24 protein-coding genes are annotated in these 26,561 nt (G+C 64.4%); 10 read left to right on the top strand and 14 right to left on the bottom strand.

Going from position 1 to position 26,561, the window contains the following annotated elements; translation table 11 throughout:
* Nucleotides 1-31: 31 nt before the first annotated feature.
* From AC1DVM_RS07255 to AC1DVM_RS07245, 3 genes are all read left to right on the top strand, one after another.
* Complete coding sequence (locus AC1DVM_RS07255; RefSeq protein WP_477253255.1) at nt 32-727, top strand: YdcF family protein; 696 nt, start codon at nt 32-34, stop codon at nt 725-727.
* A gap of 99 nt (nt 728-826) precedes the next feature.
* Nucleotides 827-1,585, top strand: coding sequence for a lysophospholipid acyltransferase family protein (locus AC1DVM_RS07250; RefSeq protein WP_477253253.1), 759 nt, complete (start codon nt 827-829; stop codon nt 1,583-1,585).
* Nucleotides 1,586-1,715: 130 nt separating this feature from the next.
* Complete coding sequence (locus AC1DVM_RS07245) at nt 1,716-2,078, top strand: hypothetical protein (RefSeq protein WP_477253251.1); 363 nt, start codon at nt 1,716-1,718, stop codon at nt 2,076-2,078.
* Here the strand turns inward: AC1DVM_RS07245 and AC1DVM_RS07240 are convergent.
* Nucleotides 2,075-2,620, bottom strand: coding sequence for a gamma-glutamylcyclotransferase (locus tag AC1DVM_RS07240; RefSeq protein ID WP_477253249.1), 546 nt, complete (start codon nt 2,618-2,620; stop codon nt 2,075-2,077). The genes AC1DVM_RS07245 and AC1DVM_RS07240 overlap by 4 nt on opposite strands.
* Before the next feature lie 77 nt (nt 2,621-2,697).
* Here AC1DVM_RS07240 and AC1DVM_RS07235 point away from each other — a divergent pair, with 77 nt between their 5' ends.
* Complete coding sequence (locus tag AC1DVM_RS07235; RefSeq protein ID WP_477253248.1) at nt 2,698-3,741, top strand: DUF2125 domain-containing protein; 1,044 nt, start codon at nt 2,698-2,700, stop codon at nt 3,739-3,741.
* On the opposite strand, the gene AC1DVM_RS07230 is transcribed toward AC1DVM_RS07235, so the two are convergent.
* From AC1DVM_RS07230 to AC1DVM_RS07220, 3 genes are read right to left on the bottom strand one after another with little or no spacing between them, the layout of a single operon-like run.
* On the bottom strand, nt 3,735-4,697 hold the full coding sequence (locus tag AC1DVM_RS07230; protein ID WP_477253246.1) for a prephenate/arogenate dehydrogenase family protein: 963 nt from the start codon (nt 4,695-4,697) through the stop codon (nt 3,735-3,737). The genes AC1DVM_RS07235 and AC1DVM_RS07230 overlap by 7 nt on opposite strands.
* The gene (locus AC1DVM_RS07225; RefSeq protein WP_477253244.1) at nt 4,697-5,791 is read right to left on the bottom strand and encodes a pyridoxal phosphate-dependent aminotransferase; all 1,095 of its coding nucleotides are present in this window, start codon (nt 5,789-5,791) and stop codon (nt 4,697-4,699) included. The genes AC1DVM_RS07230 and AC1DVM_RS07225 overlap by 1 nt, the downstream gene beginning before the upstream one ends.
* 55 nt (nt 5,792-5,846) lie before the next feature.
* Nucleotides 5,847-6,692 (bottom strand): chorismate mutase, encoded by an 846-nt coding sequence (locus AC1DVM_RS07220; RefSeq protein WP_477253242.1) that lies wholly within the window; start codon nt 6,690-6,692, stop codon nt 5,847-5,849.
* Between the two features lie 163 nt (nt 6,693-6,855).
* Here AC1DVM_RS07220 and metX point away from each other — a divergent pair, with 163 nt between their 5' ends.
* Both metX and metW read left to right on the top strand, forming a co-directional pair.
* A complete protein-coding gene (metX, locus tag AC1DVM_RS07215) occupies nt 6,856-8,025 on the top strand; it encodes a homoserine O-acetyltransferase MetX (protein WP_477253240.1) in 1,170 nt (389 codons plus the stop codon).
* Nucleotides 8,022-8,639: a methionine biosynthesis protein MetW gene (gene metW, locus AC1DVM_RS07210; RefSeq protein ID WP_477253238.1), complete on the top strand. Its 618-nt coding sequence runs from the start codon at nt 8,022-8,024 to the stop codon at nt 8,637-8,639. Before metX ends, metW begins: the two co-directional genes overlap by 4 nt.
* Nucleotides 8,640-8,645: 6 nt before the next feature.
* Here the strand turns inward: metW and AC1DVM_RS07205 are convergent, their stop codons facing one another.
* Nucleotides 8,646-9,578: a site-specific tyrosine recombinase XerD gene (locus AC1DVM_RS07205; RefSeq protein ID WP_477253236.1), complete on the bottom strand. Its 933-nt coding sequence runs from the start codon at nt 9,576-9,578 to the stop codon at nt 8,646-8,648.
* 305 nt (nt 9,579-9,883) lie between these two features.
* On the opposite strand from AC1DVM_RS07205, the gene AC1DVM_RS07200 reads away from it, so the two are divergent.
* From AC1DVM_RS07200 to AC1DVM_RS07190, 3 genes are read left to right on the top strand one after another with little or no spacing between them, the layout of a single operon-like run.
* Nucleotides 9,884-10,510 carry a shikimate kinase gene (locus AC1DVM_RS07200; protein ID WP_477253234.1) on the top strand — a complete coding sequence of 209 codons (627 nt, stop codon included), beginning with the start codon at nt 9,884-9,886 and terminating at the stop codon, nt 10,508-10,510.
* A gap of 17 nt (nt 10,511-10,527) precedes the next feature.
* Entirely contained in the window at nt 10,528-11,655 is a 1,128-nt protein-coding gene (gene aroB, locus AC1DVM_RS07195) for a 3-dehydroquinate synthase (RefSeq protein WP_477253312.1), read from the top strand.
* Complete coding sequence (locus AC1DVM_RS07190; protein WP_477253233.1) at nt 11,652-12,962, top strand: HlyC/CorC family transporter; 1,311 nt, start codon at nt 11,652-11,654, stop codon at nt 12,960-12,962. The genes aroB and AC1DVM_RS07190 overlap by 4 nt, the downstream gene beginning before the upstream one ends.
* Nucleotides 12,963-12,974: 12 nt before the next feature.
* Here the strand turns inward: AC1DVM_RS07190 and AC1DVM_RS07185 are convergent, their stop codons facing one another.
* From AC1DVM_RS07185 to AC1DVM_RS07170, 4 genes are all read right to left on the bottom strand, one after another.
* Complete coding sequence (locus AC1DVM_RS07185; RefSeq protein WP_477253231.1) at nt 12,975-14,783, bottom strand: glucan ABC transporter ATP-binding protein/ permease; 1,809 nt, start codon at nt 14,781-14,783, stop codon at nt 12,975-12,977.
* 109 nt (nt 14,784-14,892) lie between these two features.
* The gene (locus AC1DVM_RS07180; protein WP_477253230.1) at nt 14,893-15,390 is read right to left on the bottom strand and encodes a CAP domain-containing protein; all 498 of its coding nucleotides are present in this window, start codon (nt 15,388-15,390) and stop codon (nt 14,893-14,895) included.
* Nucleotides 15,387-17,822 carry a DUF3772 domain-containing protein gene (locus tag AC1DVM_RS07175; RefSeq protein WP_477253228.1) on the bottom strand — a complete coding sequence of 812 codons (2,436 nt, stop codon included), beginning with the start codon at nt 17,820-17,822 and terminating at the stop codon, nt 15,387-15,389. Before AC1DVM_RS07175 ends, AC1DVM_RS07180 begins: the two co-directional genes overlap by 4 nt.
* A gap of 253 nt (nt 17,823-18,075) precedes the next feature.
* Complete coding sequence (locus tag AC1DVM_RS07170) at nt 18,076-18,360, bottom strand: hypothetical protein (protein WP_477253226.1); 285 nt, start codon at nt 18,358-18,360, stop codon at nt 18,076-18,078.
* A 184-nt stretch (nt 18,361-18,544) separates the two neighbouring features.
* Between AC1DVM_RS07170 and AC1DVM_RS07165 the strand changes: the two genes are divergently transcribed.
* Nucleotides 18,545-21,295, top strand: a complete 2,751-nt coding sequence (locus tag AC1DVM_RS07165) for a glycoside hydrolase family 2 protein (RefSeq protein WP_477253224.1) — start codon at nt 18,545-18,547, stop codon at nt 21,293-21,295.
* A gap of 13 nt (nt 21,296-21,308) precedes the next feature.
* On the opposite strand, the gene AC1DVM_RS07160 is transcribed toward AC1DVM_RS07165, so the two are convergent.
* The 5 genes from AC1DVM_RS07160 to AC1DVM_RS07140 form a co-directional block, all read right to left on the bottom strand.
* Entirely contained in the window at nt 21,309-22,535 is a 1,227-nt protein-coding gene (locus AC1DVM_RS07160; protein WP_477253222.1) for a glycoside hydrolase family 1 protein, read from the bottom strand.
* Between the two features lie 21 nt (nt 22,536-22,556).
* A complete protein-coding gene (locus AC1DVM_RS07155) occupies nt 22,557-23,840 on the bottom strand; it encodes a family 1 glycosylhydrolase (RefSeq protein ID WP_477253220.1) in 1,284 nt (427 codons plus the stop codon).
* A gap of 4 nt (nt 23,841-23,844) precedes the next feature.
* A complete protein-coding gene (glf, locus tag AC1DVM_RS07150) occupies nt 23,845-24,993 on the bottom strand; it encodes a UDP-galactopyranose mutase (protein WP_477253218.1) in 1,149 nt (382 codons plus the stop codon).
* Nucleotides 24,994-24,998: 5 nt separating this feature from the next.
* The gene (locus AC1DVM_RS07145; RefSeq protein ID WP_477253216.1) at nt 24,999-26,216 is read right to left on the bottom strand and encodes a glycosyltransferase; all 1,218 of its coding nucleotides are present in this window, start codon (nt 26,214-26,216) and stop codon (nt 24,999-25,001) included.
* A gap of 193 nt (nt 26,217-26,409) precedes the next feature.
* On the bottom strand, nt 26,410-26,556 hold the full coding sequence (locus AC1DVM_RS07140; protein ID WP_477253311.1) for a polyhydroxyalkanoic acid system family protein: 147 nt from the start codon (nt 26,554-26,556) through the stop codon (nt 26,410-26,412).
* Between the last annotated feature and the right edge of the window lie 5 nt (nt 26,557-26,561).

The raw sequence follows: 26,561 nt of genomic DNA, 5'->3' as shown, positions 1-26,561 counted from the left end.
TAGCAGAGAGGCCGTGGGTTGGGGCTGGACGATGCCCGGATCGCCTGCACTTCCGACGAGGCGATCGATGATCCGACACATGTTCGCCTGCGGATTCTATGGCTTCATGACGTCGCTGTTCATCGGGTTCCTGGGCTTTCTGGCGTTCGTCTATTCTCTCGACCGTTTCGAACAGAAGCCCGAAACCCGGGCCGACGGCATCGTGGCCATGACCGGCGGCGCGCAGCGGATCGGCGACGCGATCGACCTGCTGGCGCAGGGCTACGCCAAGCGCCTGCTGATTTCCGGCGTCAACGAAAAGACCAGCCTGGAGGAGATTTCCCGGCTCAATCCCGGCCAGCGCCGGCTGTTCGATTGCTGCGTGGACCTCGATTACCGGGCTCGCAACACCATCGGCAACGCCATCGAGACCCGCCGCTGGGCCGAGCGCAATCATTTCGCGGCGCTCATCGTGGTGACATCCAACTATCACATGCCGCGCACCCTGGTGGAGCTGAACCACGCGCTTCCGAACATGCAGAAGATTCCCTATCCGGTCGCGGCGACGATCGATCCGCATGAATGGTGGCACAATCCCTCGACCGCCAAGGTCCTGTTTTCCGAATACGTGAAATTCATCGCCGTGTGGCTGCGGACCCAGCTCGAGGACGATCCCGAGGATTCGCCGGTGGCCGGCATCCTGGGCAGCCCCATCCAGCATGCGGCGGTGGATACGACCTGGCGCTAGGACGCGGTCCGCCCCGAAAATCGGTGTCCAGACGGCCTTCGACTGTTTAAGGATGGGCGCGGCGCGGGGCATGAGGTCCCGCTTTTTTCGTCGAGAATCATGCTGATCCTTCGCTCCTTCCTGTTCAACGTGGCGTTCTACGCCAATCTCGTCTTCTGGATGATCGTACTGCTGCCCGCGCTTGCTTTGCCGCGGCGGGTGTTCATTCGGGGAGCCAAGTACTGGGCGTGGACGTCGATGTGGCTGATGCGGGTGATCGTCGGCACGCGGGTCGAATTGCGCGGGCTCGACCGCATCCCGCCCGGTGGGCTTCTGGTCGCGGCGAAGCACCAATCCGTGTGGGAGACCTTCGCGCTCCTCACCCTGTTCGCGGACCCGGCCTTCATCCTGAAGCGCGAACTGATGTGGATCCCGTTCTTCGGCTGGTACACCTGGAAGGGCGGCTCCGTCCCGGTCAATCGCAAGGGCGGCGCGCAGGCGCTGCTGCGGATGATGACGCGCGCCAAGGGCGAGATCCAGAAGGGGCGCCAGATCCTCATCTTCCCCGAGGGCACCCGCCGGCCGGCCGGCGCTGCCCCGGCCTACAAGTTCGGCATCGGCCATCTCTACCAGCATCTCGGCGCGCCCTGCCTGCCGGTTGCGCTGAATTCGGGGCTTTTCTGGTCGCGCCGGAAATTCCTGCGGCGACCGGGCACCATCGTGGTGGAAATCCTCGACATCATCCCGCCCGGCCTGCCCCGCAACGCCTTCTTCAAGGAGATGCAGGATCGGATCGAGACCGCCTCCGACCGGCTGGTCGCCGAAGGGCGGCAGGAGCTCGCGCGCCTGGGCGTGGCGTCGGATTCGCCCGGCATCTGACCGGCCTCACGCAAGGGCCTTGACGTTCCGCGCGCCGATTCCTACCTTGGAACAAATGACGAACAAACGAATCGTGTCTTGGTCCATGGCGATGCGGGATCTCCGCAACGAACGAACGCGGAGGGCTGGCGTGCGTGAGGAACGGTTGCGGGCCACGGCGGGCCTTCGTTCATCGCCGGCGCTGAGTTCGTGGCGCGGCCGATCCGGGCGGCGCTATATCGTGGGTGTTCATCCCCTGGTGGCCTCCGAGGTCATGGACGTGACGGACGCCGTCATCCTGGCGGTGAAGCGCGGACCCAACGGCCTGTCGAGCGTCGTCGACATGACGATCGTGGGGCCGCAATCCCCGGATGACATTCGGATTCGCTGGCTGGCGCGTGCCGAGACGCTCGGCGCCACCGAGATGCACGTCCACCGGCTGGCCGACGATGATCGTGAACGCCGGGCCGTCATCGCCGATCTCGATCAGGGCGACGCGCAGGCGGCCTGCTAGGTCTCCGGCTCCGGCTCGGCCATGGCCTCGGTGATCTGGCGCAGCAGCGGATCGATGACGCCCATGCCGGCGAGATGCTCATAGGTGGAGCGGACATAATCCGGATTTCGCCCGGAAATCCCCACCCCTGCCCGCACGATCCCTAACACCCGTTCGAAATCGAGCCGTCCGGCATATTGCGGATGGCGTCGGTCGGCGACGTAGGACAGGGCCGTGACGGTGCGGCCATCCGGGAATCGCACCGGAAGGTGCCGTTCGAGATAGACGGAGGTCGCCTGCTCGCGCTCCCGCAGGTAGTGGAGGGTCGGCTCGGCCTCTGCGGCGGGGACGCGGAATGCCACGCCGTGGCAGCGACCTCCGCGGTCGAGGCCCAGGACAAGTCCCGGCCTTTCCGGCGTTCCGCGATGGACGTGCGAGAGGATGCACAGCGCGCGATGGTAGCCGTAGAGCTGCGCGTGACAGCTTTCGACAAACGGGAATCCCGGCCGCCACATGAGCGAGCCGTAACCGAACACCCACAGATCGTCATGTCCGCGAGCCATGCCCTTCGTCCGCCCTGTCCTTGCCTGGATCGGGCGCTAGCAGTTACCAACACAGGACACAACCGGAGAGTCTCTGAATGGATGAGGTCGCCTCGACCCCCGCCCGTCGCCACAATCGCTTCTGGCTCTACACCCCCTTCGTCCTGCTGTTGCTCGTCGCAATCGCCTGGAGCGTCGCCTGGTGGGTCATCCGCGACCGGGCGACCGATTCCCTCGATGCCTGGCTCGCCACCGAGGCCCGGGCGGGGCGGCAATGGACCTGCGCGGACCGGCAGGTGGGCGGCTATCCGTTCCGCGTTCAGGTTGCGTGCAACAGCCTCACCCTCAAGCAAGGCCCCGTGACCGCCTCGCTCGGCCGCGTGACCTCCATGTCGCAGGTCTACCAGCCCGCGTTCGTCATCACCGAAATCGAGGGGCCGCTGCGGGTGTCGGATGGGCGCGCGACCCTCGAAGGCACGTGGGATCTATTGCAAAGCAGCCTTCATGCGTCCTCGCGCGGATTGCAGCGATTTTCCCTCGTGGCCGAAGCTCCGCGCATCACCGTGACGGGGCTTGGGCCGGACGATTTGGTGACCAACAGCCGCCATCTCGAGCTCCATGTCCGCCCCAATCCCACCCGCGCCTCCGACAAGGCGTTCGATGCGGCTTTGTCGGTTCGCGAGGCGCAGATTCCGTCGCTGGACCGTCTCGTCGGCGGTGCGGAGCCGGCCGATTTCACCCTCGACGCCACCGTCACCCAGGCGGAGGGCTTCCGGGCCCGCCAAGTGGGCAACGAGCTCGAACGCTGGCGCAAGGCCGGCGGCGCCCTGGAAATTCTGATGCTGTCCGTCACCAAGGGAACGCGACGCGCCGAAGCCAAGGGCGAGATTTCGCTCGACGACTGGCATCGCCCGACCGGCCAGCTCACCGCCTCGGCGGCGGGCCTCGACGGGCTTCTGGGCAACGTGGTGGGCGGTCGTCTCGGCGGGGCGCTGCTGGGGGCTTTGTTCGGACAGGCGCAGGCGGGAACGCCGGCCGCGCAGCCGACCCTGGTGCCGCTGCCGCCTCTCCGGCTCGACAACGGCAAGCTGGCGATGGGGCCGTTCGTCGTCCCCGGCTTTCGGCTGATGCCACTCTACTGAGCGCCGCTCTCCGGCTCGTCGCGCCGGCGGCCGAAATCGGGCTCGGGCGTCTCTTGACCTTGCGAGATGATTCCGCGCCGGATGGCGCGGGTGCGGGTGAAGAGATCGTGCAGCTTGTCGCCCTCGCCCCAGCGGATCGCACGCGCCAGGAGCGCGATATCCTCGTTAAGGCGGCCGAGCATTTCCAGCACCGCTTCCTTGTTGTGCAGGAAAACGTCGCGCCACATGGTCGGATCGGAAGCCGCGATCCGGGTGAAATCGCGAAAGCCGCCGGCCGAGAACTTGATGACCTCGGATTGCGTCACCGTTTCGAGATCGGCGGCGGTGCCGACGATGTTGTAGGCGATCAGGTGCGGCACATGGCTGGTGATGGCAAGCACCAGATCGTGATGCTGCGCGGTCATCACCTCCACATCAGAGCCCAGCGCCGACCAGAACGCCGACATGCGGTCGATCGCCGCCTCGTCGGTCCCGTCGGGGGGCGTGAGAATGCACCAGCGATTGAGAAACAGCGTCGCGAAGCCCGCATCCGGCCCGGAATATTCGGTTCCGGCGACCGGATGCGCCGGCACGAAGGACACACCGGCCGGGAGATGCGGCTGGATCTGCGCGATCACCGACGCCTTGACCGACCCGACATCGGACACGATGGCTCCGGCCTTCAGGTTGCGGTGTATCGCCTTCGCCACCGCCTCGCAGGCGCCGACCGGCACGCACAGGATCACCAGATCGGCATTGCGCACACCTTCCGCAGCGTCGGTCGTCACCTCGTCGGCGATTCCCAGTTCGCGAACCCGCGCGATCGTCGCCTCGTCGCGGTCGATGGCAACGATCGTGCGCGCGACGTTTCGATGCCGGACCGCCCGCGCGACGGACGAGCCGATCAGCCCGAGGCCGATCAGCGCGACGCGATCGAAGAGCGGCGCATCCAGCGGCTTTCCGAGACGCTCCGACATCAGGTGACCTTCAAAAAGTCGCGAAGGGCCGAGACTACAAGGCGGTTCGCCTCTTCGCTGCCGATGGTGAGGCGCAGCGCGTCGGAGAGTCCGTAGGCATCGACCCGGCGCAGGATCAGCCCGCGCCCGCTCAGGTAGGTATCGGCGTCCTTGGCGGTCTTGCCAGCTTCCTTCGGGAAATGGATCAGCAGGAAGTTGCCGACACTCGGGGTGACTTTCACGCCCAGAGCCTCGATCTCCGGCGTCAGCCAGGCGAGCCACTTCTCGTTATGGAGGACCGCGTTCGTGACGTGCGCGTCGTCCTGGATCGCCGCGATTCCGGCCGCCATCGCGGGGCCGTTGACGTTGAACGGACCGCGGATGCGGTTGACCGCGTCGATGATGTGCGACGGTCCCACCATCCAGCCGAGCCGCACATTGGCAAGGCCGTAGATCTTCGAGAACGTCCGCGTCATCACGACGTTTTCGCTGGTGGCGACGAGTTCGAGACCAGCCTCGTAATCGTTGCGCCGGACATATTCCGCATAGGCCGCGTCGAGGACCAGAACAACATGCGAAGGCAGGCCCGCATGAAGGCGCTTGACCTCGTCGAACGGCAGATAGGTTCCGGTCGGGTTGTTGGGATTGGCCAAGAAGACGATCCTGGTCTTCGGCGTCACCTTCGCGAGCATCGCGTCCACGTCGGTGGTGTAATCGCGCTCGGGCGCCACGACCGGCACGCCGCCATTGGCGAGGATCGCGATGCGGTAGACGAGGAAACCGTGCTCAGAGAAGATTCCCTCGTCGCCCGGCCCCACATAGGTGCTGGTGATCAGGGACAACAATTCGTCCGAGCCCGAACCGCACAGGATGCGGGCGGGATCGAGGCCGTATTTGGAGGCGATCGCCTCGCGCAGCCGGGTCGCCGAACCGTCGGGATAGAGTTCCAGGTGGTCGAAGGTGCGGATCGCCTCGACAGCCTTCGGCGAGGGACCGAGGGGAGTCTCGTTCGACGAGAGCTTGTGGATCTTGGCCACTCCCGACGCGGCGCTCTTGCCTGGCACATAGGCGTCGATCTGCATGATGCCGGGACGGGGTTCGGGACGGGCGGCCATCGTTGGTTCCTGCAAGGTTCTATAATTGCTGAGAGGCTTTAGCGCAGCTTCGCGCTTATTTCACGCGGAAACGTTCGGCATGGCCGCCGACCTCGACGAGTTCGTCGAGGCTGGCTCCCGCCTCCATGAGGGCTTTCCGCAGGGCCTTCGCATCCACCGAGCCGGGAATGGCGATGAGCTCGGAAAGGCCGCTCGCATCGGCGGCGCTTGCCACCAATTCGCCGCCCATGCGTTCGAGAATCTCCCCCGCGCCCCGGTGCCAGCGCTCGAATTGCGCTGCGTAAAGCACCACGTCGCGGACCGCCGCATCGGCCAAGGGCTTGGAAATGACGAAGACCGGCGTGCCGGCGGGGTGGCCGGGGCGTTCGATGAAGGGCAGCCGAGCGATGATCTTCGGGCTGTCCGGCTCGGTCAGAATCCGCCACCAGGCGCCGCTCGACGCGCCCTGATCGAGCCGGAACATGCCGAGATCGCCCCGCGATCGAGCCACGGCTTCGATCACCGCGGTGGCGCTCGGGTGGCTGAGGAACGGCACCGTGAAACCGAAATGGAACCGGGACGAATCCCGCATGGGCGCATCGCCGCCCGAAATGTCGGCGTGAACCGCATAGGGCGCCTGCACATACGTAAAAGTCGCGATGATGACCCGCCAGATTCCCTCCACCGTGTCGAGCGGCAGCAGGCCCTCATGACGTTCGGCCAGCGCCCGCATCATCGAGGCCTCGCGGCCCGGGCGAAAGGCCGAACCGGAATCGCCCGTTTTCTTGACGGAGATGAGGCGGTCGATGATCCGGCCGCGCTCCATCAGAAGACGATGCATCTCCTCGTCGAGGCGATCGATCTCCTGTCGCAGCTCGGCCAGGGCCGGCGCGGGGATGGTGGCGGGTGTCTTGTCGGACATACGCGTATTCCTCAATGCGGCGCTCTTTTCGCAGCGTCCGCGATGCCTGCCAAGCCCTGATTGCGCGGCCTCACCCTCCCAGCCGCGAGACCTCATCTTCGTTGACCTGCCGCCCCGTCCGCACTACCGCTGTTCGAAAGACCGAACTCGTCCGTCGGATCAGATGTCCCATTCGTCGTCGCCCCTCGAACCGCGCAGCCAGATCGACGATCCGTCGAGCCCCGTGGCCCGTTTCGGCGCGGATGAGCCGCTGATGATGGATGCGGGCGTGGCGCTTGCCCCGTGGCAGATCGCCTACCAGACCTACGGCACGCTGAATGCGGCGAAATCCAACGCGGTCCTGATCTGTCATGCGCTCACGGGCGACCAGCATGTGGCGAATGTCAGCCCGGTGACGGGCAAGCCAGGCTGGTGGACCACCATGGTGGGTCCCGGCAAGCCGGTGGATACCGACCGGTTCTTCGTCATCTGCGCCAATGTGATCGGGGGTTGCTCCGGCAGCACCGGACCGGCTACGATCAATCCGGCCACCGGCCGTCCTCACAACCTCGACTTTCCGGTCCTGACCATTCGCGACATGGTTCGGTCACAGGCGGCGCTCATCGACCGGCTTGGAATTGGGAGCCTGTTCTGCGTCCTCGGCGGCTCCATGGGCGGCATGCAGGTGCTGCAATGGGCCGCGAGCTATCCCGACCGGGTCTTCTCGGCCCTGCCCATCGCGGCCGCGGCGCGGCATTCGGCGCAGAACATCGCGTTCCACGAGGTCGGTCGTCAGGCGATCATGGCCGACCCGGACTGGCGCGGCGGCAATTACCTGAACGAGGGCACGCGCCCGGACAAGGGGCTCGGCGTCGCGCGGATGGGTGCCCACATCACCTACCTGTCGGAGCTCGCCCTGCACCGGAAATTCGGCCGCAACTATCAGGACCGCAATGCGCCGACATTTTCGTTCGATGCCGATTTCCAGATCGAAAGCTACCTGCGCTATCAGGGCCTGCAATTCGTCGAGCGCTTCGACGCCAATTCGTATCTCTATGTGACGCGGGCGATGGATTATTTCGATCTGGCGGCGGAGCACGGCGGCAATCTGGCCCAGGCTTTCAGGAATTCGGCGACGCGCTTCTGCGTGATCTCCTTCACGTCGGATTGGCTGTTTCCGACCTCCGATTCCCGCGCCATCGTCCACGCCCTCAACGCCGCCGCGGCCTCGGTCGGTTTCGTCGAGGTGGAAAGCGACAAGGGCCACGATGCGTTTCTGCTCGATGAGCCCGCCATGTTCGCCGCCGCGCGGGGCTTCATCGATGCGGCCGCCCGCGCCCGGGGAATCCCATGACGGATGACGCGGCGCCCCGTCTCGATTTCCTGCTGCTCGCCGATATGGTGCAGCCCGGCTCACGGGTGCTCGACATCGGCTGCGGCGACGGCGATCTGCTGGCGCTTTTGCGCGATCGCAAGGGCGTCGACGGGCGCGGCATCGAGATTTCGCGCGAAGGCGTGAACGCGTGCCTCGCCAAGGGGTTGCCGGTCATCCAGGGTGACGCCGATACCGATCTGGCGGATTATCCCGCCGACGCGTTCGATTACGTCATCCTGTCCCAGACGATCCAGGCGACCCGCCAGCCGAAGGTCGTGCTGGAACACCTGTTGCGCATCGGCCGGCGCGCCATCGTGTCGTTTCCGAATTTCGGCCATTGGCGCGTGCGGCTGGATCTTCTGGTGAAGGGCCGAATGCCGGTGACCGAGAACATGCCGTATTCCTGGCATGACACGCCCAACATCCATTTCTGCACCATCCGCGACTTCCTCGATCTCTGCGAGGAGGTCGGCGCGCAGATGGAACGGGCAGCCGCCCTCGATTCCGGCGGCAAGCCGGTCAGGATGGCCCTGCCCTGGTGGGCGTGGAACATGCTCGGCGAGCAAGGCATGTTTCTTCTGAAGCGGCGGTAAGTCCGGCTATTTCTTGACGTCGGCCATCGGATGCAGGTCGCGCACCATGCTCTTCAGCCGTTCGTCGAGCACGTGGGTGTAGATCTGCGTGGTCGAGATGTCCGAATGGCCCAGCAATTCCTGCACGACTCGCAAATCCGCGCCGTTCTGAAGCAGGTGGCTGGCAAAGGCATGCCGCAGCACGTGCGGGCTCACCGTATCGCCGCGCAGCCCCGCCGCCGACGCCACCGCCTTGAGATCGCGCGCGAAGGACTGCCGCGTCAGGTGTCCGCTCTCGCTGTCGGCCGGGAACAGCCAAGTCCCCGCGGATTTCCCCTGTTCCTCCAGAAGGGCGAGATAATCCCGCGCCCGCTCCCGTGAGGCCTCCGTCAGGGGCACCAGGCGCTCCTTGCCCCCTTTGCCGCGAACCACGAGAAACCGCTCGCGGGTTCTGGCGGCACTGCGGGGCAGCGCGATCAGCTCGGAGACGCGCAGGCCGGTGGCGTAGAGCAGTTCGAGCAGGCAGACCATCCGGACCGCGCGGAGACGCTCGGCCGGTTTCGCGTCCGGTATCAACGTGGTCTCATGCGCAACCCGCAGGAGACGATCGACCTGGTCGACCGAGAGAACCTTCGGCAGCACCCGGCCGCGCTTGGGGGCCGATATGGCGGCTGTCGGATCGACCGGCGCGTATCCCTCCACGTAGAGAAACTTGTGAAACTGGCGAACCGCCGAGAGCCGCCGGGCAGCGGACGACGCCTTCAGGCCCCGCTCTTCGAGGCTCGCCATGAAACCCCGCAAGGCGGCGGCGTCGGCCTTGTCGGGGGCGGCCCCGATCTCCGTCAGATACGCCAGGTAATCGGCCAGGTCCCGCCGATAGGCATCGAGGGTATTGCGTGACGCGCCCCGCTCGGAGGCCAGCATGTCCATGAACAATCCGGCGTGGAGAGCCCCCGTCATGGCGCGGCCCGCCTCATCGGCTGGAGGGAGATGGCAGCCGGTGGCTGGGGATAGGCGTCGAAATCTCGCGGGGCTGCGGGTCGACCAGCGTCGCCAGCGAGAAAACCGCCGCGAAGCCGAGACCGGCCAATACCACAACAACCAACAGGAACCGGAATAAAGTCGGCACAGGCGCCTCGCGAAGCTTTGCTCGCTACAACCACGCATGTGCTGTCGGCGCAAGCCCCCTGCCGGATTCACCACAAGTGCGGACACTGCCGCATCCTGTCTGTGACAGAAGCGCCCCCCCATGTTAGGAATCCCGCATGAACGATTTCAGCCGCTTCAATCCGCTCGATGAAGCTGGCGAGCAGGACACCGACAGCCGCGGCGGCAGCCCCATCCGGGAGCGCCTGGGCACACGATCCCTCGTGCTCGTCGGCCTTATGGGCGCGGGAAAAAGTACGGTGGGCCGCAGGCTCGCCCAGAAACTCGGCCTGCCGTTCCGCGATGCCGATCACGAGATCGAAGCCGCGGCCGGCATGACGATCGCGGATATTTTCTCCATCCACGGCGAGGCGCATTTCCGGGACGGCGAGCGCCGGGTCATCGCCCGGCTGCTGCAGGAGGGCCCGATGGTCCTGGCCACCGGCGGAGGCGCCTTCATGAACGACGAAACCCGCGCGCGGATTGCCCAGCACGGCATTTCGGTCTGGCTGCGAGCCGATCTCGAGGTGCTGATGCGCCGGGTCCGCAAGCGGGCCACCCGCCCGCTTCTCAAGACGGCGGATCCCGAGAGCACCATGCGGGAGCTGATCGCGGCGCGCCACCCGATCTATGCCACGGCGGACCTGACGGTCGATTCCCACGAGACCCCGCACGATCGAGTGGTGGTCGACATCATCGAAACCCTCGACCGCTGGCTTGATGAAGAACGGAGTCCCCCAGCGTGACCCTCGCTGCCGCCCGGATGCAGGACGCATCCCCCCTGATCGTTCACGTCCCCCTTGGCGATCGCGCCTACGACATTGTCGTGGGACGGGGTGTGCTGGACGATGCCGGCCCGCGCATCGCCGCGCTGGGCGCCCGAGCCGTTGCGATCGTCACCGACGCGCATGTCGGCGCGCTCTATGCCGAACCCTTCGCCAAGTCCCTGCAACAACAGGGCTTGCGCACGTCCGTCATCACGGTTGCGCCTGGGGRGGCGACGAAATCCTATGCGTCGCTCGCATTGGTTTGCGATGCCGTGCTGGAAGCGCGAATCGAGCGGGGAGATCTGGTGATTGCGCTCGGCGGCGGTGTCGTGGGCGATCTGGCGGGCTTCGCCGCCGCGGTGACACGGCGCGGCGTGCGCTTCGTACAGGTTCCGACAAGCCTGCTCTCCCAGGTCGATTCGTCCGTCGGCGGCAAGACCGGGATCAACTCCCCACACGGCAAGAATCTCGTCGGCGCGTTCCATCAGCCAAGCCTCGTGCTTGCGGATACGGCTTTGCTCGACACCCTGCCGCTTCGCGAGATGCGCGCGGGCTATGCCGAAGTGGTGAAATACGGCCTCATCGGCGATGCCGCGTTCTTCGACTGGTGCGAAGCCAATTGGCAGGGCGTGTTCGAAGGCAAATCGCAGCGCGACGAGGCGGTGGCCGCGAGCTGCCGCGCCAAGGCCGCCGTGGTGGTGCGCGACGAACGCGAAGAGGGCGATCGCGCGCTTCTCAATCTCGGCCACACCTTCGGTCACGCGCTGGAGCGCATCACGGCTTACGATTCCGCTCGGCTCGTGCATGGCGAAGGCGTCGCCATCGGCCTCAACCTGGCGTTCCGGTTCTCCACCTTCCTCGGGCTCTGTTCGGGTCAGGATGCCACGCGGGTCGAACGGCACCTGGCCTCGGTCGGTCTCCCGACGCACCTCCAGGACGTACCCGGCGGATACGGCGATGTGGATTCGTTGCTCGACGCCATGGCGCAGGACAAGAAGGTGCAGGCCGGCGCGCTGACGTTCATCCTCGCCCGGAGAGTCGGGCAGAGCTTCGTGGCGCCCGGCATTGCGGTTGATAGTGTCAGGGCTTTTCTCGAGAGCGAAATCGCCTCGGCACGCAAATGATGGAATTGCCACTCGGTGAAATCTGGGCCGCGGGACTGATCGTCGTCCTGTCCTTGCTCGTGTCTGCCATCTGCGCCGCCGCCGAGACCGCCTTTACCCTCGCGTCGCGATCCCGGATGCGCACTCTCGAAAACGCCGGCGATCCTCGGGCGAAAGTCGTCACGGGCCTGCTGCAGATGCGCGAGCGCTTCGTCGGCACGGTGCTGATTACCAACAACATCGTGAGAATCGGGGTCGCGGCGTTCGCCACGTGGGTGCTGATGGAGATCACCGGCACCATCGGCGCCCTCTATGCGATGATCGGCGTCAGCATCCTGGCGATCGTCTTCGCCGAGATGCTGCCGAAAGCCATCGCCACGGCATCGCCGGAGAGCGTGGCGCTCTATCTCGCGCGCCCGATGTCGTGGGTCGTGGCCGTTCTGGGCCCCGTCACCATCGCTATCGAGCGCATGGTGCGACTGATGCTGCTGCCGTTCGGGCTCGATCTCGGCGAGAACGCGCCGATCCTCTCCGCCAACCAGGAACTGCGCGACCAGCTCGACCTCCTGCACGAGGAAGGCGGCGTCGCGAAGATCCAGCGCGATATGCTTGGCGGGCTTCTCGACCTCGAAGACCTCACGGTGTCCGAGGTCATGATCCACCGCACCAAGATGCGCATTATCAACGCGGACCTGACCGCGCAGGAAATCGTCCGCGAGGTTTTGTCGTCGCCCTATACGCGGATGCCGCTCTGGCGCGGCAGCCAGGAGAACATCATCGGCGTGCTGCACGCCAAGGATCTGCTGCGCGCCCTCGACAATGCGGGCGGCGATGCCGACAAGCTGGCGATCGAGGCCATTGCGCTGGAGAGCTGGTTCGTGCCCGACACGACCTCGCTGCGGGACCAGCTCAAGGCCTTTCTGGCGAAGAAGACTCACTTCGCGCTCGTGGTGGACGAATACGGCGAGGTGATGGGCCTCGTGACGCTGGAAGACATCCTCGAGGAGATCGTCGGCGACATCAAGGACGAGCACGATCTCTCGGTGCAGGGCGTGCGCCCGCAGCCCAACGGCGCCGTGAATGTGGACGGGTCGGTGACGATCCGCGATCTCAACCGGGTGATGGACTGGAATCTCCCGGACGACGAGGCGACGACCGTTGCGGGCCTCGTGATCCATGAAGCGCGCACGATCCCCGAAACCGGACAGATCTTCACCTTCCACGGCTACCGTTTTCACGTGCTGCGCAAATCGCGCAATCGCATCACCGTCCTGCGGATCGTGCCGCTGACCTCGGTGACCGTGAAAAATCAGGCGAATGCCGCCTGAACTCATCTTGGTCTAGGCGCCTGCGAGCGGCGCCTCTGCCTTCAGGGCCGGTTTGGCGGGCTTGTCGGCCCCGGCCATGAACTGCGCCTTGGCGAGTTCCGCGAACCGGCCACCCTGCTCCACGAGAGTTTCGAAACTGCCGGTTTCGATCACGCGGCCCTGATCGAACACGAGGATGCGGTCCGCGTTGCGGATCGTCGCGAGCCGGTGGGCGATCACGAAGGTCGTGCGACCCTTCATCACCTCGTCGAGGGCGAGCTGCAGCTTCTTTTCGGTCGCCGCGTCGAGGGCGCTCGTGGCCTCGTCGAGAATGAGAATCGGCGGGTTTTTCAGCAGCGCCCGCGCGATGGAAAGCCGCTGCCGTTCGCCGCCCGACAGGGAACGCCCGCGTTCGCCGACAATCGAGGAGAGGCCGTCGGTCTGACGGGAAATGAATTCGATCGCCTGCGCGCGCTCCAGCGCTTCGATCATCTCGGCATCGGTCGCTTCCGGCCGCCCGACCTGAAGGTTCTCGCGGATCGAGCGCGCGAACAGCATCGGCTCCTGGAACACGACGCCGATATTGCGCCGCAGGGAGGACAGGGTCAGATCGCGAATGTCGTCGTCGTCGATGCGGATCGCGCCGGATTGCGGATCGAACGCGCGGTGAAGAAGACCCAGCGTGGTGGATTTTCCCGAACCCGTCGCGCCCACGAGCGCCACGTTCTCACCCGGCAGCACCGTGAACGACACGTCCTGGATGGCCGGGCGCTTCCCGTCATAGGAGAAACTGACATTCTCGAACGCCACCTTGCCGGCAAAGCGCTCCACGTCCTTCGCATGCGGTCGGTCGTGAACGGCCGGCGCGGTGTCGAGAATTTCGAAGAATTCTCGCATCTTCGGCGCCTGCATGAACATCTGATTGACGAAGCTCACCGCCTGTTCGAGTCGCGAAATCAGCATCGTGGCGATGCTCATGAACATGACGATCTCGCCGATGGTCGCGAGACCATTGAGGTGAAGGCCGGTTCCAACCAGAAACACCGCCGTGACCGTGATGGTGGCCGCGGCCCGCGACGCCACGGAGGCGACTGCCCACCATGACAGGACAGGGTTCTGGGCCTGCAGCAATTGCTGGATGATGGCGCGCAGGGAGCCGGCCTCGGCTTCGACCCGGGTGAAGGACTGGATGACCGGCACATTGCCGAGCGCGTCGGATGCATGTTCCGCAAGGCTCGAATGATATCGCTCGACGGAGCCCTGAAGGCTCTCGGTCTTGCGCACCACGATGGTGGTCAGGATGGCGAAGACGACGACCAGGCCTAGGAGAAGAAGGCCGAGGCGCCAGTTCAGGAACACCGTCATCGGCAGCAGGATGAACAGCGCCACGAGGGCGGCGAAATGCTCGCGGAAAAAGCCGAGCCAGAGCCAGGCCATGCCGTTGGAGCCTTCGAGCATGACCTTCAGCACGCGGCCGGAATGGGTCGAGGTGTGGAATGCCAGCGGCAATTCGAGGACGTGCTCGAAATAATTCGCCACGACGGCCAGTCGCCGGCGGTGCGAGAGCCTGTCCGCATAGAGCGCCACCAGCACGCCGGCGCCGATGGAGAAGAACGCGAAGGCCACCCACGCGATGATGAGCGGCATCAGGACCGTGAACGTGACCGGAGGCGTCCCGGGAACCTGCGCCCTCGTCAGCACATCGATGATTCGCCCGAACAGGATCGGTTCCGCGAAGGCGGAGATCGCCAGCGCCACATTGGCGAGCGCAAGCAGCGCGCCGATTCTGAGATCGGAGCCGAGCTGGCCGAGAACGCGGACATAAAGGCGGATCAGCCACATGGAAGAGAGCCCCGGTTTGTGGGGCGGGACCAAAGGTCCGCGCCTTGGCGTCTAACATAGAGGCCGAACGGTGGGCGTCCATGCCCTCGGATATGAAGCGCGCCCCGTATCAGGGCTTCCGCTCGGCCGCCACCACCATGGCCCAATAGACCTTGTACTTGGAATTCGGCGTATACGCGGTGGCGATGCCGATCCTGGTGGCGTTGGGATCGAGCAGGACCCGGTCATGCTGCGGGCTCTCGCGCCAGCCGGAGAACGCCTCGGCGAGCGTGTAATAGCCTGCCGACAGGTTGGCAGCCGGAGCTCTGAACCCGGCCGCTGCCAGACGCGCTTTCACGGCATCGGCGGAGCTCGGCTTGTCGACGGATGCCATTGCCCGCGCCTCCGCCTGTGCGGCGGCCTGCAGATCCGGGTCAACGATAAAAGGCCCCAGGCCCTTGTTGTGCCTATAGGCGCTGATCATGTCCCGGGCCATCGCGGCATCGACGGTCGCATCCGCCCGCGCCATCGGCAGGTAGAAGCTGGGCGTCTGGGCATTGCGCGGCGGGGGTGTCGAACAGGCTGCGAGCGAGAGAGCGACAAGTCCGAGGAGGAGAATGCGTGTCATGCGGAGGATTTATCCTTGAGAAGGGTTAAGCCTTCATCCCCGTCCTGCTGTTTTGGCGGCTCTTCGGCGGACACCTCCGGCTCGGGCGGTTTCGGCGACGCGTCGGGCAGGCCCATGCCTTCCAGCCGGAGCTTCCTGAAGATGTCGAAATAGAGATCGCTCGCCACGCGTCCCGCCGAGTCGATATCGTCGACGAAGCACACGAGATCGAAATCGATGGTGTTTTCGGTGACTTTCTTGAATATCACGCGGGGCGCCGGTTCGCTCATGATCTCGCGGTGCGCGAGGGCGCTGCGCCGCAGGATTTCCGCAACCTTGTCGGGATCGGAGGCCCGCGGCACGGGGACCGATACGAGGACGCGGCCGATCCGGTCGTTGCGCACGCGGTTGCGCACGATACCGGAGATGAGATTGGAATTGGGCACGATGAGGGTCGAGCGATCCGCCGTCTGAATTTCGGTGGAACGGACGTTGATGCGCCTCACATATCCCTCGCCGTCGCCCACCACCACGAGATCGCCGACGCGGATCGGGCGCTCCCACAAGAGTATCAGCCCGGAGATGAAATTGTTGACGATGGATTGGAGGCCGAAGCCGATACCGACCGACAGCGCACCGGCGACGATCGTCAGCCGTTCGAGGCTGAGGCCGAGATAGCTGAACGCGATCACGCCCGCGGTGATGATGCCCACGTAGCCGGCCGCGGTGCGGATCGAGTTCCGCAGGCCCGCGTCGAGATCGGTCGCCGGCAGGAATGTGTGGTCGAGCCAGCGCTGGATGACGCGCGTGACGGTGAATACGCCCGCGAAAAGAAGGGCCGCGATGAGGATGGACGAGATCGAGATCGTTACGTCGCCGACGTTGAACCCGAAGAAGACCGCGCGAACGGAACCCATCAGGTCGGTGGATTCGACCCCCCACGGGGCCAGCACCAGAAGGAGCGCGATGATGATGAGCGAGAGCCGCGCCGCCCCGTTGGCCAGAACGCCGATCTGCTCCAGTGAGCGCCGGCGCAGGCCCGTATTGGCCTGCAGCGTGGTGACGATCCGGCTCTGTGTGCGGAATGTGTTGCCGATGAATTCGTCGGCCCCGTTGATCGCCAGGATCAGCAAAGCAAGAATGATCGAAATCGAGATCGCCTGCTCGACCACGAAGGATGCCAGCGCGACGTAGCCCCCGAGAACGCTGGCAACGATGACGGCGACCACCACCCAACCGAGCGAGCGCACGGGACCGCCGATGCTGAATTCTGATGAGACGTATGGTCCAAGGCAGGCCTCGTCCTCGGTCGCCTTATTGGCGAAGCGCCGCAGCAGCTCGGCAAAGACGAGCGCCATTGCCAGGGCGAAGACCGCCCGGCTCAGAACCGTGATCGGAAGCGAGGCGCCGATGGCGCGGTTGAACGATTCGAGGACTTTCCCGACCACCGCGATCGTCGCGAGGGTGATGCCGAAGCTCATGATGCGGGTCGCGGAAAGATCGGTGACGGAAATCAGGCGCCAGTTCGTGTGGTCAGGCGCCAGAATCGCGTCGATGAGAGCGCGCACGAAGGCAATGAACGCGATGCCGCGCAGCAGGGCCGCCATGACCTCTTCGAGCCGGGGCGGAAAGATGTCGGCGGCATCGAACGCGATCCACACGACCCACGACCCGAGCGCCGCCGGGGCGGCTCCAAGGAACAATGCCGTGAGCGCGGCCAACAGGCGGGAGCGGCGGGATGGATCGGTCGCGTCGAGATCCCGGCGAACAAACCGCCGCGCCAGAACCCGGCGCCCTTCGTAAAGCGCGACCGCGCAGCCGAGCGCGAGGCCCAGCAACAGCAGCATGCCGAAGGTGGCATTGCGGCCGATCTGATCGAGAGTATCGGACAGCGTCGTGCCCTGCGCCCGCAATTCGAGCGGAATCGCGTGGATGACATTCTTCCAGAGAGCCACGCTCAGGACGCTGTCGCTCTGCTCGAAGAGGGCCCGTGCGAAGCCCGATCGCCGGAGGTCACCGATCTGCCGCCCCAATTGCTCGGCCTGCAGGAGGACGGCGCGGGCGAGGCGCTGCGTCTCGTCGAGTTCTGCTACGGCAGCTTCGCGCTCGGCGCGATCCTTGGCAGCGTCCGCGCTCTCCTCCGGCTCCCCGTCCTTGGGCTTCGGCCCGAACTGCCCCAATCGCGCCTTGCTCGCCTCGAGGCGCGGCGTCTGCTCGTCGATAAGCGCCCGGATCGGCTCGACCATCGGGTCGATCTGACCCCGAAGGTTCTGCAAATCGGCGTCGGAATGGCGGCGGGATTCGAGGCCAAGCTCGATCTGGGAGAGATGGGCCTTGTAGCCATCGAGCTTCGCACGGGCGGCTTTGGTTTCCGGCGAAACCGCTCGCTGGGGCTCACCCTCGGAGGTCGCGGCTGGCGCAGGGGCCGGCATGGTGCGGGGCGGAACCGGCATCGCAGAAGGCGGTGTCGCTTGGGCGAATGCGCCTGATCCTGCGCAAAATGCCATCAACGCGGCCGCCACGAGCCGTTTGCATCCGAGTGGAATCATCTGTGCCGCCCTGTCGTTTTCCGCCTGTCGCGGGTCCGGTGTCGTTGGCCGGTTATGCGAATCATTGAGGCGAAAAGTCGCCGCTGGCGGCGCAGAGCGCAAGGCAAAGCCGGTGGTGACCCTGCGTCATCACCGGCTTTGCAAGGCAGAAAGGCTGTTATTGGGGCGTTGCAGGTCGGGGGGTCGCCGGCGTGGCCGGGCTCGTGCTGCCGCTGTTGGGCGGGGGCGTCGCGGCACCAGGAGTGGTAGAGCCGGTGGGCGATCCGGTCACGCTCGCCCGCGATGCGTCCTGTGACGGGGAGGTCGGAGACGTCATCGTCACCCAGGTCAGATAGCCCGCGATCGCTATGCCGCAAAAGAAAAGCGCGGCGATCAAGACCACCAGGACCGGGCGTCCGGAGGGGCCCTGCCGCGCGCGGTCGTCGGAAACAATCTTGACCATCGGATCCTCATCGACTGGAAAGACAAGGGCTCGTAAGCATTGCCCAGTGTCACAAGGGAACGTCGGACGCTTCGGGGGGTTCCGCATTTGATGGGGTCATCCCGGGAGGTGGGCGTCGGCAGGCGCAAAAGCCATGTTTTTGCCCCTTCGGTAGCCTTGGGTGAAGCCGATTCGAGGAAATGTCATGCACCACGACAGCATCGCCCTGGACGGCGTCTGGGAGTTTCTACACGTCGCCGACGATCGGCTGACCGGGCCGGCGGAGGTAAGGCAGATCGAGGTGCCGAGCCCCTGGCAGGCCCAGTTCCACGATCTGCGCATGCGCGCCGGCATCGGCATCTACCGCCGCTCGGTCGACATCCCGGCGGAATGGCTGCGTGACACGATCTGGATCCGTTTCGGTGCGGTTTTCCACAATTCCCGGGTGTTCATCAACGATCAGCTGGTGGGCTCCAACGAGGGCGGATTTCTGCCGTTCTCGTTCGACGTCACCGAACATCTTCTGCCCGGCAGGAACGAGCTCAAGGTCAGGGTCGATTCCCCGACCGACAACCCTGCCGAGTTCCCCGATTCCCCGTTCGCCGAGATCCCCTTCGGCAAGCAGAGCTGGTACGGCCCACTTTCGGGAATCTGGCAATCCGTCTACCTGGAACGCCGCATCGCCGATCATATGACGCGCATCAGGCTCGTGCCCAATCGAGATACGGGACAGGTGACGGCATCGCTGTCCTTCGCGGCTCCCATCGCGTCCGACGCCGAGATCCGGGTCGAAATCCGCGATCCCTCCGGGAAAATCGTTCTCGATCAATCGCAGGAGGCGCAACCGGGCATCACCGCCATGCCGTTCGCATTTCTCGTCGAGAACATCCTGTCCTGGTCGCCTGATGAACCCAACCGCTATCACATTCGGATCGCGCTGATCCGCGATGGCGAGGCAAAGGACGAAATCGTAGACCATTTCGGCTTTCGCACGATCGAGACCCGCAACGGCCATTTCTACCTCAATGGCGAGCCGTTCTATCTCCGCGGCGCCCTGGACCAGGATTACTACCCGGACACGATCTGCACGGTCCCGTCGGTGGCGTTTCTGGAAGATCAGTTTCGCAAGGCCAAGGAGCTCGGACTCAATTGCCTGCGGTGCCACATCAAGGCGGCGGACCCGCGCTATTACGAAGTCGCCGACCGGCTCGGCATGCTGATCTGGACCGAGCTTCCCAACGGCGGCACGGCGACCGAACGCTCGCGCAGCCGCAAGGAAAGGCTCCTCAAGGGCATCGTCGACCGGGACTTCAACCATCCGTCGATCGTCATCTGGACGATCATCAACGAGAATTGGGGCGTCGACCTCGTACACGACCTCGACCATCGCGAATGGCTGAAACGGAGCTTCGCGTGGCTGAAAGCCTATGACCCGACGCGTCTCGTGGTCGACAATTCCCCGCTCGCGCCGAGCTTTCACGTCGAGTCGGATATCGCGGATTATCATTTCTACGCCGCGATTCCCGACCATCGCGACGAATGGGACAAGTTCGTCGACGAGCTCTCGTCCCGCGCCTCATGGCTCTACTCGCCCTTCGGCGACGCCGTCATCACCGGCCACGAACCTCTCATGTGCTCGGAATTCGGCAATTGGGGCCTCCCCTATCCGAAGGACCTCCGCAACAAGAGCGGCGAAGAGCCGTGGTGGTTCGAGACGGGTCACGATTGGGGCGAGGGCGTGATGTACGCCCACGGAGTCGAGAACCGCTTTTCCGACTGGAGCCTCGACCGGGTCTTCGGAGACCTGCGGCGTTTCGTGATGGCGGCGCAATGGCAGCAATTCCGTGCGCTCAAATACCAGATCGAGGCGATGCGCCGAAAACCTAGCCTCGCAGGCTACGTCATCACCGAATTGCACGATTGCCATTGGGAATCCAACGGCCTCCTCGACATGAGGCGCAATCCACGGGTGTTCCACGAGCTCTTCCACATCATCAACAGCGACACCGTCATCGTGCCGAAATGGCAGCGGGTGAGCTATTGGGTCGGCGAGAGCGTAAACCTGGAAGTAGCCGTCGCGCACGGAGCCGGCCCCGCGCTCTCGCATTGCCGGCTTTCGATCTCACTCGGCAGCGAAACTTTGCGCATCGACATCCCGCAGATTGAGGCTCCCGCTGTGCTCGATCTCGGCAGCATCGACATCCCCGTGCCGGAGCTTTCCGAGGCGGATCTTCGGCGAATCTCGTTCGAATTGCACGATTCCGACGGGCGCCTTCTGGCGCAAAACCACCTCGACCTCGCCATCCATCCGCGGCGTGCTGCACCCGCCGCCGACTTTCCCCTGATGTGGTCGGAGGATGACGACATTCGCGAGCACCTTGAAGCCATGGGCTACAGGATGGCTCGCGCCTTGTCGGAGTCGAACGTCGTCGTGGCGCATAACCATGATGCTGCGATTGCCGACCATGTGCGGCAGGGCGCAAGCCTGCTGCTGCTGCCAGAAAGCGAGATCACCCTGTATCCCTTCTTTCCTCATTGGCAGAATGTCCGCGTCAAATCCCGCGACGGCACCTTGTGGCGGGGGGATTGGGCATCCTCCTTCGCGTGGTTGCGCAGAACCGACCAATTCGCGGGCATCCCCTCGGGTCCGCTTCTCGACGAGACGATGGACCGGGTGCTCCCGGATCTGGTGATCGCTGGATGCAATCTTCTCGATTTCCAGGCGCGGGTGTTTGCCGGACTGGTCGTGGGGTGGATCCACAAGCCGGTCGCGCTCGGCGTCGAGCGGACCTACGGGCGCGGACGTATCGTCGCCTCGACGTTCCGCCTGTTTCAGGATGCGCCCCTCGCAGACCCAACCGCGACCGTGCTCCTCGACAACCTCGTGGCGCTTTCCATCGAGAACCGCGGCCGGCGGCTCGAGGAGGCGGTGCGCGCGGCGGAGTTCGCCGCCTGACGCGAGCTTTTCCCTAGCGCCAGGAGGCGGGCGCCACATGTGGCGGCCGCCTTGGAGCCGGAAGCGGCGCCAGGGTCCGCTCGCGGTGCTTGAGCCTGCGGGCGTGCAGGATATCGAGGCGCTGCGCGTCGCGAAACGCGTCCAGCATCGGCTGGTGCGGCTCCCGTTTTCCATGCGGTTCGGCATGTGAGACGGGGTCCCATAGACCCATCGGCGTCCAATCCGTCGGAGAGTGCCATTCAGGCATGCCGAGAATCGGATAGAGGCAAACCCCGTGGAGACGAACGCCTTCGCGCAGCAGCGCCTCCGCCTCCTCGGCGACTTCCCGCAGCCACGGTCCACGCATGTCGCCCACATGGGTCGTTTCGGTGATCATCAGGTCGCCGCCATATCGATCCGCCACGTCCCGCACGAGGTCCCCCAACTTCACGCGGCGGGGATCGTCATCCTCGAGCGGCGGAACTTCGCCGTTGGCCATTGGCTCGACGCGCCACTCCCATTGGTTCGTCCAATAATAATTGATCCCCACGATATCGAGATGCGCCCGCGTGCCGCCAAGCTCCGGCAGGAGCCGCCCGCACAGCATGTCCCATCCCTGGAAGACGAGCCTGTCGTTGAAGTCGCGCGCCTCGTCATGCCAGTGCGGCGACGTCGGCAAGGCGACCCGGCAAAGCGGGTCGGCGTTCACGATGCGGGCGTCGGGCCGGACATAGCGGATGGCGTCGATACCGTGGATCGCGGCCCGAATGAGCGCGACCTTCAGATCCCACCCGCGGCCAGTGCAATGGGGCGCGAACAGCCCCCGTTCTCCCGCGGCGAACGCCATGAACGACGGCTCATTGACCGGCGTGAAATAGAGCACCCGGTCGGTGCGGGCAGATGCGAAGCGCGTCGCGGCGTAGCAATAATCCGCAAAACGTGCGGGAAAATCGTCGCTCCAGAGATCCACGTGCGGCGGGTAGCCGTAGTGAAACAGATCCCAGATCACCTCGATGCCGTGCTTTTCGGCTGCGCACATGAAAGGCTCGACGGACGAGAAGTCGTATTGGCCACGGCCGAGGTCGATCAACGGCCAGCGCATGACCTCCCTGACCCCGCGAATGCCCAAGGCTGCGAGCTTGCGGTAATCCTCGTCGACCGTCCGATCATGCCCGGTGGCGACGACCTGATCGAACCACTGACCATGGCGATTGTAGCCGGTCGATCCCTCGAAGCCGGCCAGAAAAAAGCTTCGAAACATGAGGCAGAATTCCCCGAAAACTCAAATTCTGTCGGGCCGCAGGGGCCCGACGGCGGACGATCCGCCCGCAACATATGTCTGGTAAGAACCAACGAGAGCCGTCGGAGTTCGATTCAAAGTTGCGGGATCGAGATCCCACAGCCCCATTCGGGCAAAATACTGGGCCGGCTCCCGCAGACCCTGGCGATAGGCCCACGCCACCATGTCGAACATCGGCCACCACGTGTAGCCGATCATCGGGACGCCCTCTTGCCTCAAAGTGCGCACCGCACCGAGCGAATCGTCCAGCCAGCGCTGGCGCTTGTCGACGGAGCCGATCGAGGCCGTCTCGCTGACGAAAAGCGGTACATGGTAGCGCTCGTGATAAAGCCGCCCGAGCCGGGCCAGAAGGTCGCCCGAGGCGTAAGGCTGCCTGATCCGGAATCGGCCGTTCAACTCCCGCTGCAGGCGCTTCTGAGTGAACATCGGATAGAGATTCAGGCCGATGAGTGGGAGATCCACGGCATTATCCTGAAACCACGCAAGATCGCTCTCGGTCGCCCCGTATTGCAGCAGCCACGACCACAGGCTGTGGTTCCGGTCCACACGCCCGCTGACAAGATCGAGCGCCAGAAAGACGATCTCCTGACGGCGTTCGGTTTCTTCCCTCAAGCCCGGATCGCGAGTTTCATAGAGATCGGTCGCGTCCACATGAACGGGGACGATATCCGGATCGACGGCATCGAGGCGCCAAAGCGTCGTGACGATCCCGCGCGCAATGGCCAGCATAACGGCGACAAAGCCGCGCCATCCGCGACGATAGGGCGGCCACCAGCCCAGCCGGCCGCAATACCACGCGGTGACGCGGGGCTCGTTGAGCGGGGTGTAGTAGCGGATGCGTCCATGGAAACGCTCCGCAAGACGTCCGGCATACTCCGCGACGAGATCGGGATAATCGGGGTTGARATAAGCACCGTCGATCCAGGGCGGCAGGCCATAATGCACGAGGTCGACGATCGGCTCGATGCCGCGGTCCAGCAGGGCCGACAATGCGTTGTCGGCGAAGCTCCAGTCCCAGGTGTCGCGCTCCGGCTGCACGTGGTGCCACGGAATGCCGTAGCGGGCGGCCTGGACGCCGAGGCTCGCCATGAGCCCGATGTCTTCGGCCCAACGGTCGTAGTGCCCCGTCAGCGCATATTCGTCCAGAATGCGGCCCGTCGCGGGCCACGGCGCCGTGATGAACGTGTCCTCGATTCCGGTCGCCCACCAGAAGGCATCTTGGGCAACGAGGCGCTGCAGATGCGGACGTGAGCGGGGTGTTGCCATCGTGTCAGGATGCGAGCGCCGCCCGTGATGCGGTTGTGGGCGGCCCCTCTCCTGAAATCGGAATGGATTCGTTGATACGCCGGAAAGTGGCGAGGGCCTGTCCGACGATCTGGTCCATGTTGTAGTAGCGGTAGGTCGCGAGGCGGCCAACGAACCACACATCGGGCGTCGCGAGCGCGAGCTGTTCGTATTTCTTGAACAACTCCTGATTTTCCGGTTTCGGAATGGGGTAGTAGGGATCCCCATCGGCGGATGGATATTCGTAGGTCAGCGCCGTCTTGGCGTGTTCCTGGCCCGTCAGATATTTGTACTCCGTGATGCGCGTGTAATCCTCGGTCTGAGGATAATTGACCACGGCGACCGATTGGAATCTGGGCTGGTCGAGCGTGACGTGTTTGAAGCGCAGCGAGCGATACGGCAGTTTTCCGAACCGGAAGCCGAAATACTCATCGATGGGACCCGTGAAGATCAGGCGACGATGGGGGATGATGTCCCGGATGTCGTCGTACTCGGTCTGCGTCATCACGTCGATGTTCGGATGGTCGAGCATGGTCTCGAACATGCGCGTGTAGCCGTGCTTCGGCATGACCTGGAACTCGTCGCCGAAGTAGCGGTCGTCGCGGTTCGTGCGGGTCGGAACGCGGGCCGTCACCGACTTGTCGAGTTCCGAAGGGTCCAGTCCCCATTGCTTTCGAGTGTAGCCGCGGAAGAATTTTTCGTAGAGCTCACGGCCGACAGCCGACACGACCACGTCTTCGGATGTCTTGATTTCATCGACTGGTTCCGCGCGCTTCGCAAACCATTCCTGAAGTTCTTCGGACGTCAGGTTCAGATCGTAGAGCGTGTTGACGGTATCGAGATTGATCGGGATCGGCACCAGCATGCCGTCGACAGATGCCAGAACCCGGTGCTCATAGGGACGCCATTCGGTGAATTTCGAGAGGTGATCGAGAATGACTTTGGAATTGGTGTGGAAGATGTGYGGGCCGTATTGATGAATGAGCAGGCCGCTTTCGTCATAGCGATCATACGCGTTTCCGCCGACGTGAGGCCGCCTGTCGATGAGAAGCACGCGCTCATTACGCTCGGTCGCAAGCCTCTCCGCCAGCACGCTGCCGGCGAAGCCTGCTCCAACGATCAGCCAATCGTACATGAGGCCTACTCCGCCGCCGTGGTCGCATAGGCGGGATGGATGTCGTTGCGACGCTGACGCAAGGAACGGCCGCTCGCTTCCGACATCAGCCTATCCATCGCAGCCCATGTCTGGTCCCATGAGCCTGCCGCCAGATGGCGATCGACGCGGGCAAGCCAAGGCGCTCTCGGGCGGGACGTGATGAGGTCGATTTTTGCCACGACCTCCGCGGCGTTCCGTGCGATCTCCACCAGGCCCTTGTCGCCATAGGGATTGATCACGTCCTTGATCGCCGTCGAAACCACCGGAACCCCAGCCGCGAGGAATTCGGGTGTCTTCGTCGGGCTGATGAACCGTGTGGCCTCGTTCAGCGCGAACGGCATGAAACCAATTTGCCAACCGGAAAGATAGGCCGGAAGCTCATCGTAGCTCTTGCCGCCGAGCCAGTGAATATTCGGCCGTTGCGGCAGGGACGCGGGGTCGATCTTGACGACGGGTCCGATCATCACGATCGAGAGATCCGGCCGCCGATCCGCGACTTCCGCCACCAGCTCGATATCCATGCGCTCGTCGATGACACCGAAGAACCCGACGCGTGGCGACGAAATGGACGCTTGGTCGACCGGGTCGGCAAGACCTTGCCGCGCTTTGGAAAAATGCTTGAACTCGATGGACGACGGAAAAGCGTGAACGCTGCGATGGCGGCTGCGCTTGGCTTCATAGAGGCTCATGCCGCCGGTAAAGACGAGGTCGGCCCGGGCAAACAGATCGTTCTCGAGCGTAAGCAAGGCCTGCGATGCTCCGCGGAAGAGCGAGAGCTCGTCCATGTTGTCATAGATGCAGAGATCGCAATCGAGGTCGCTCGTGAAGGCGAGCGCCATCGGCGTGTAGTACCAGAAGACCCTCGGCGCCTGAGACTCGCGGCCGATCAGATTTTCGATGAGATCGTGCTGCTCGGCCACGACATCTTCCGGCGAAAGGCCTTCCGGCACGATCGGCACGGCGATGGTGATGCCGTGGGGCCGCGCGCTGAGCTCCATATGAGGCGTTGCGCCCGGCCGAAAGATCGGTTCTTCGATAACCAGCACGTCATAATGCTGCGCTGCCCGTGTGAGCAGATGTTGGGGACGTTGCCAAACGAAATCCCACCGCAGGTGCGAGAAACAAACGAGGCGTGTTTTCTGCGCGATCGGCAACAGGCTCGGACGAAGGGCACGCAGAGAAGTATTCAAACGCTCGGGCATAGGCGCATTCCTTCAAGGCAACGTGCGGCTATCCCGGACCAAGGAAAATAGTCCGGCGAACAATCAGCATGTGCGAAATGGGAAGCCTGACGAAATATCGGGCCACAGACTACGAACGCCACAGCGTCTCGGCGGTTCCCATTCCATTCATGTGGATGAACGGGCATTCAGCCGCAGGCCATCGCGTAGGTTTTTATTTTTTCTCGAGAAGCAGCGTGCCCTGTTTCCGGATGAAATTCTTGGCCTTGTCGGCAATCATCGCGAGAAGCCATGGCAGCTTCACCTCCACAAGCACCTGATCTTCCATCACGTCAAGGTGACCGTCGATCGACTGCCCCATGGTGC

This window comes from Microvirga sp. P4_A5 (genome assembly GCF_056402495.1).
Note: the sequence above shows the minus strand (reverse complement) of the source record. Positions and strands in the feature narration are given on the sequence as shown.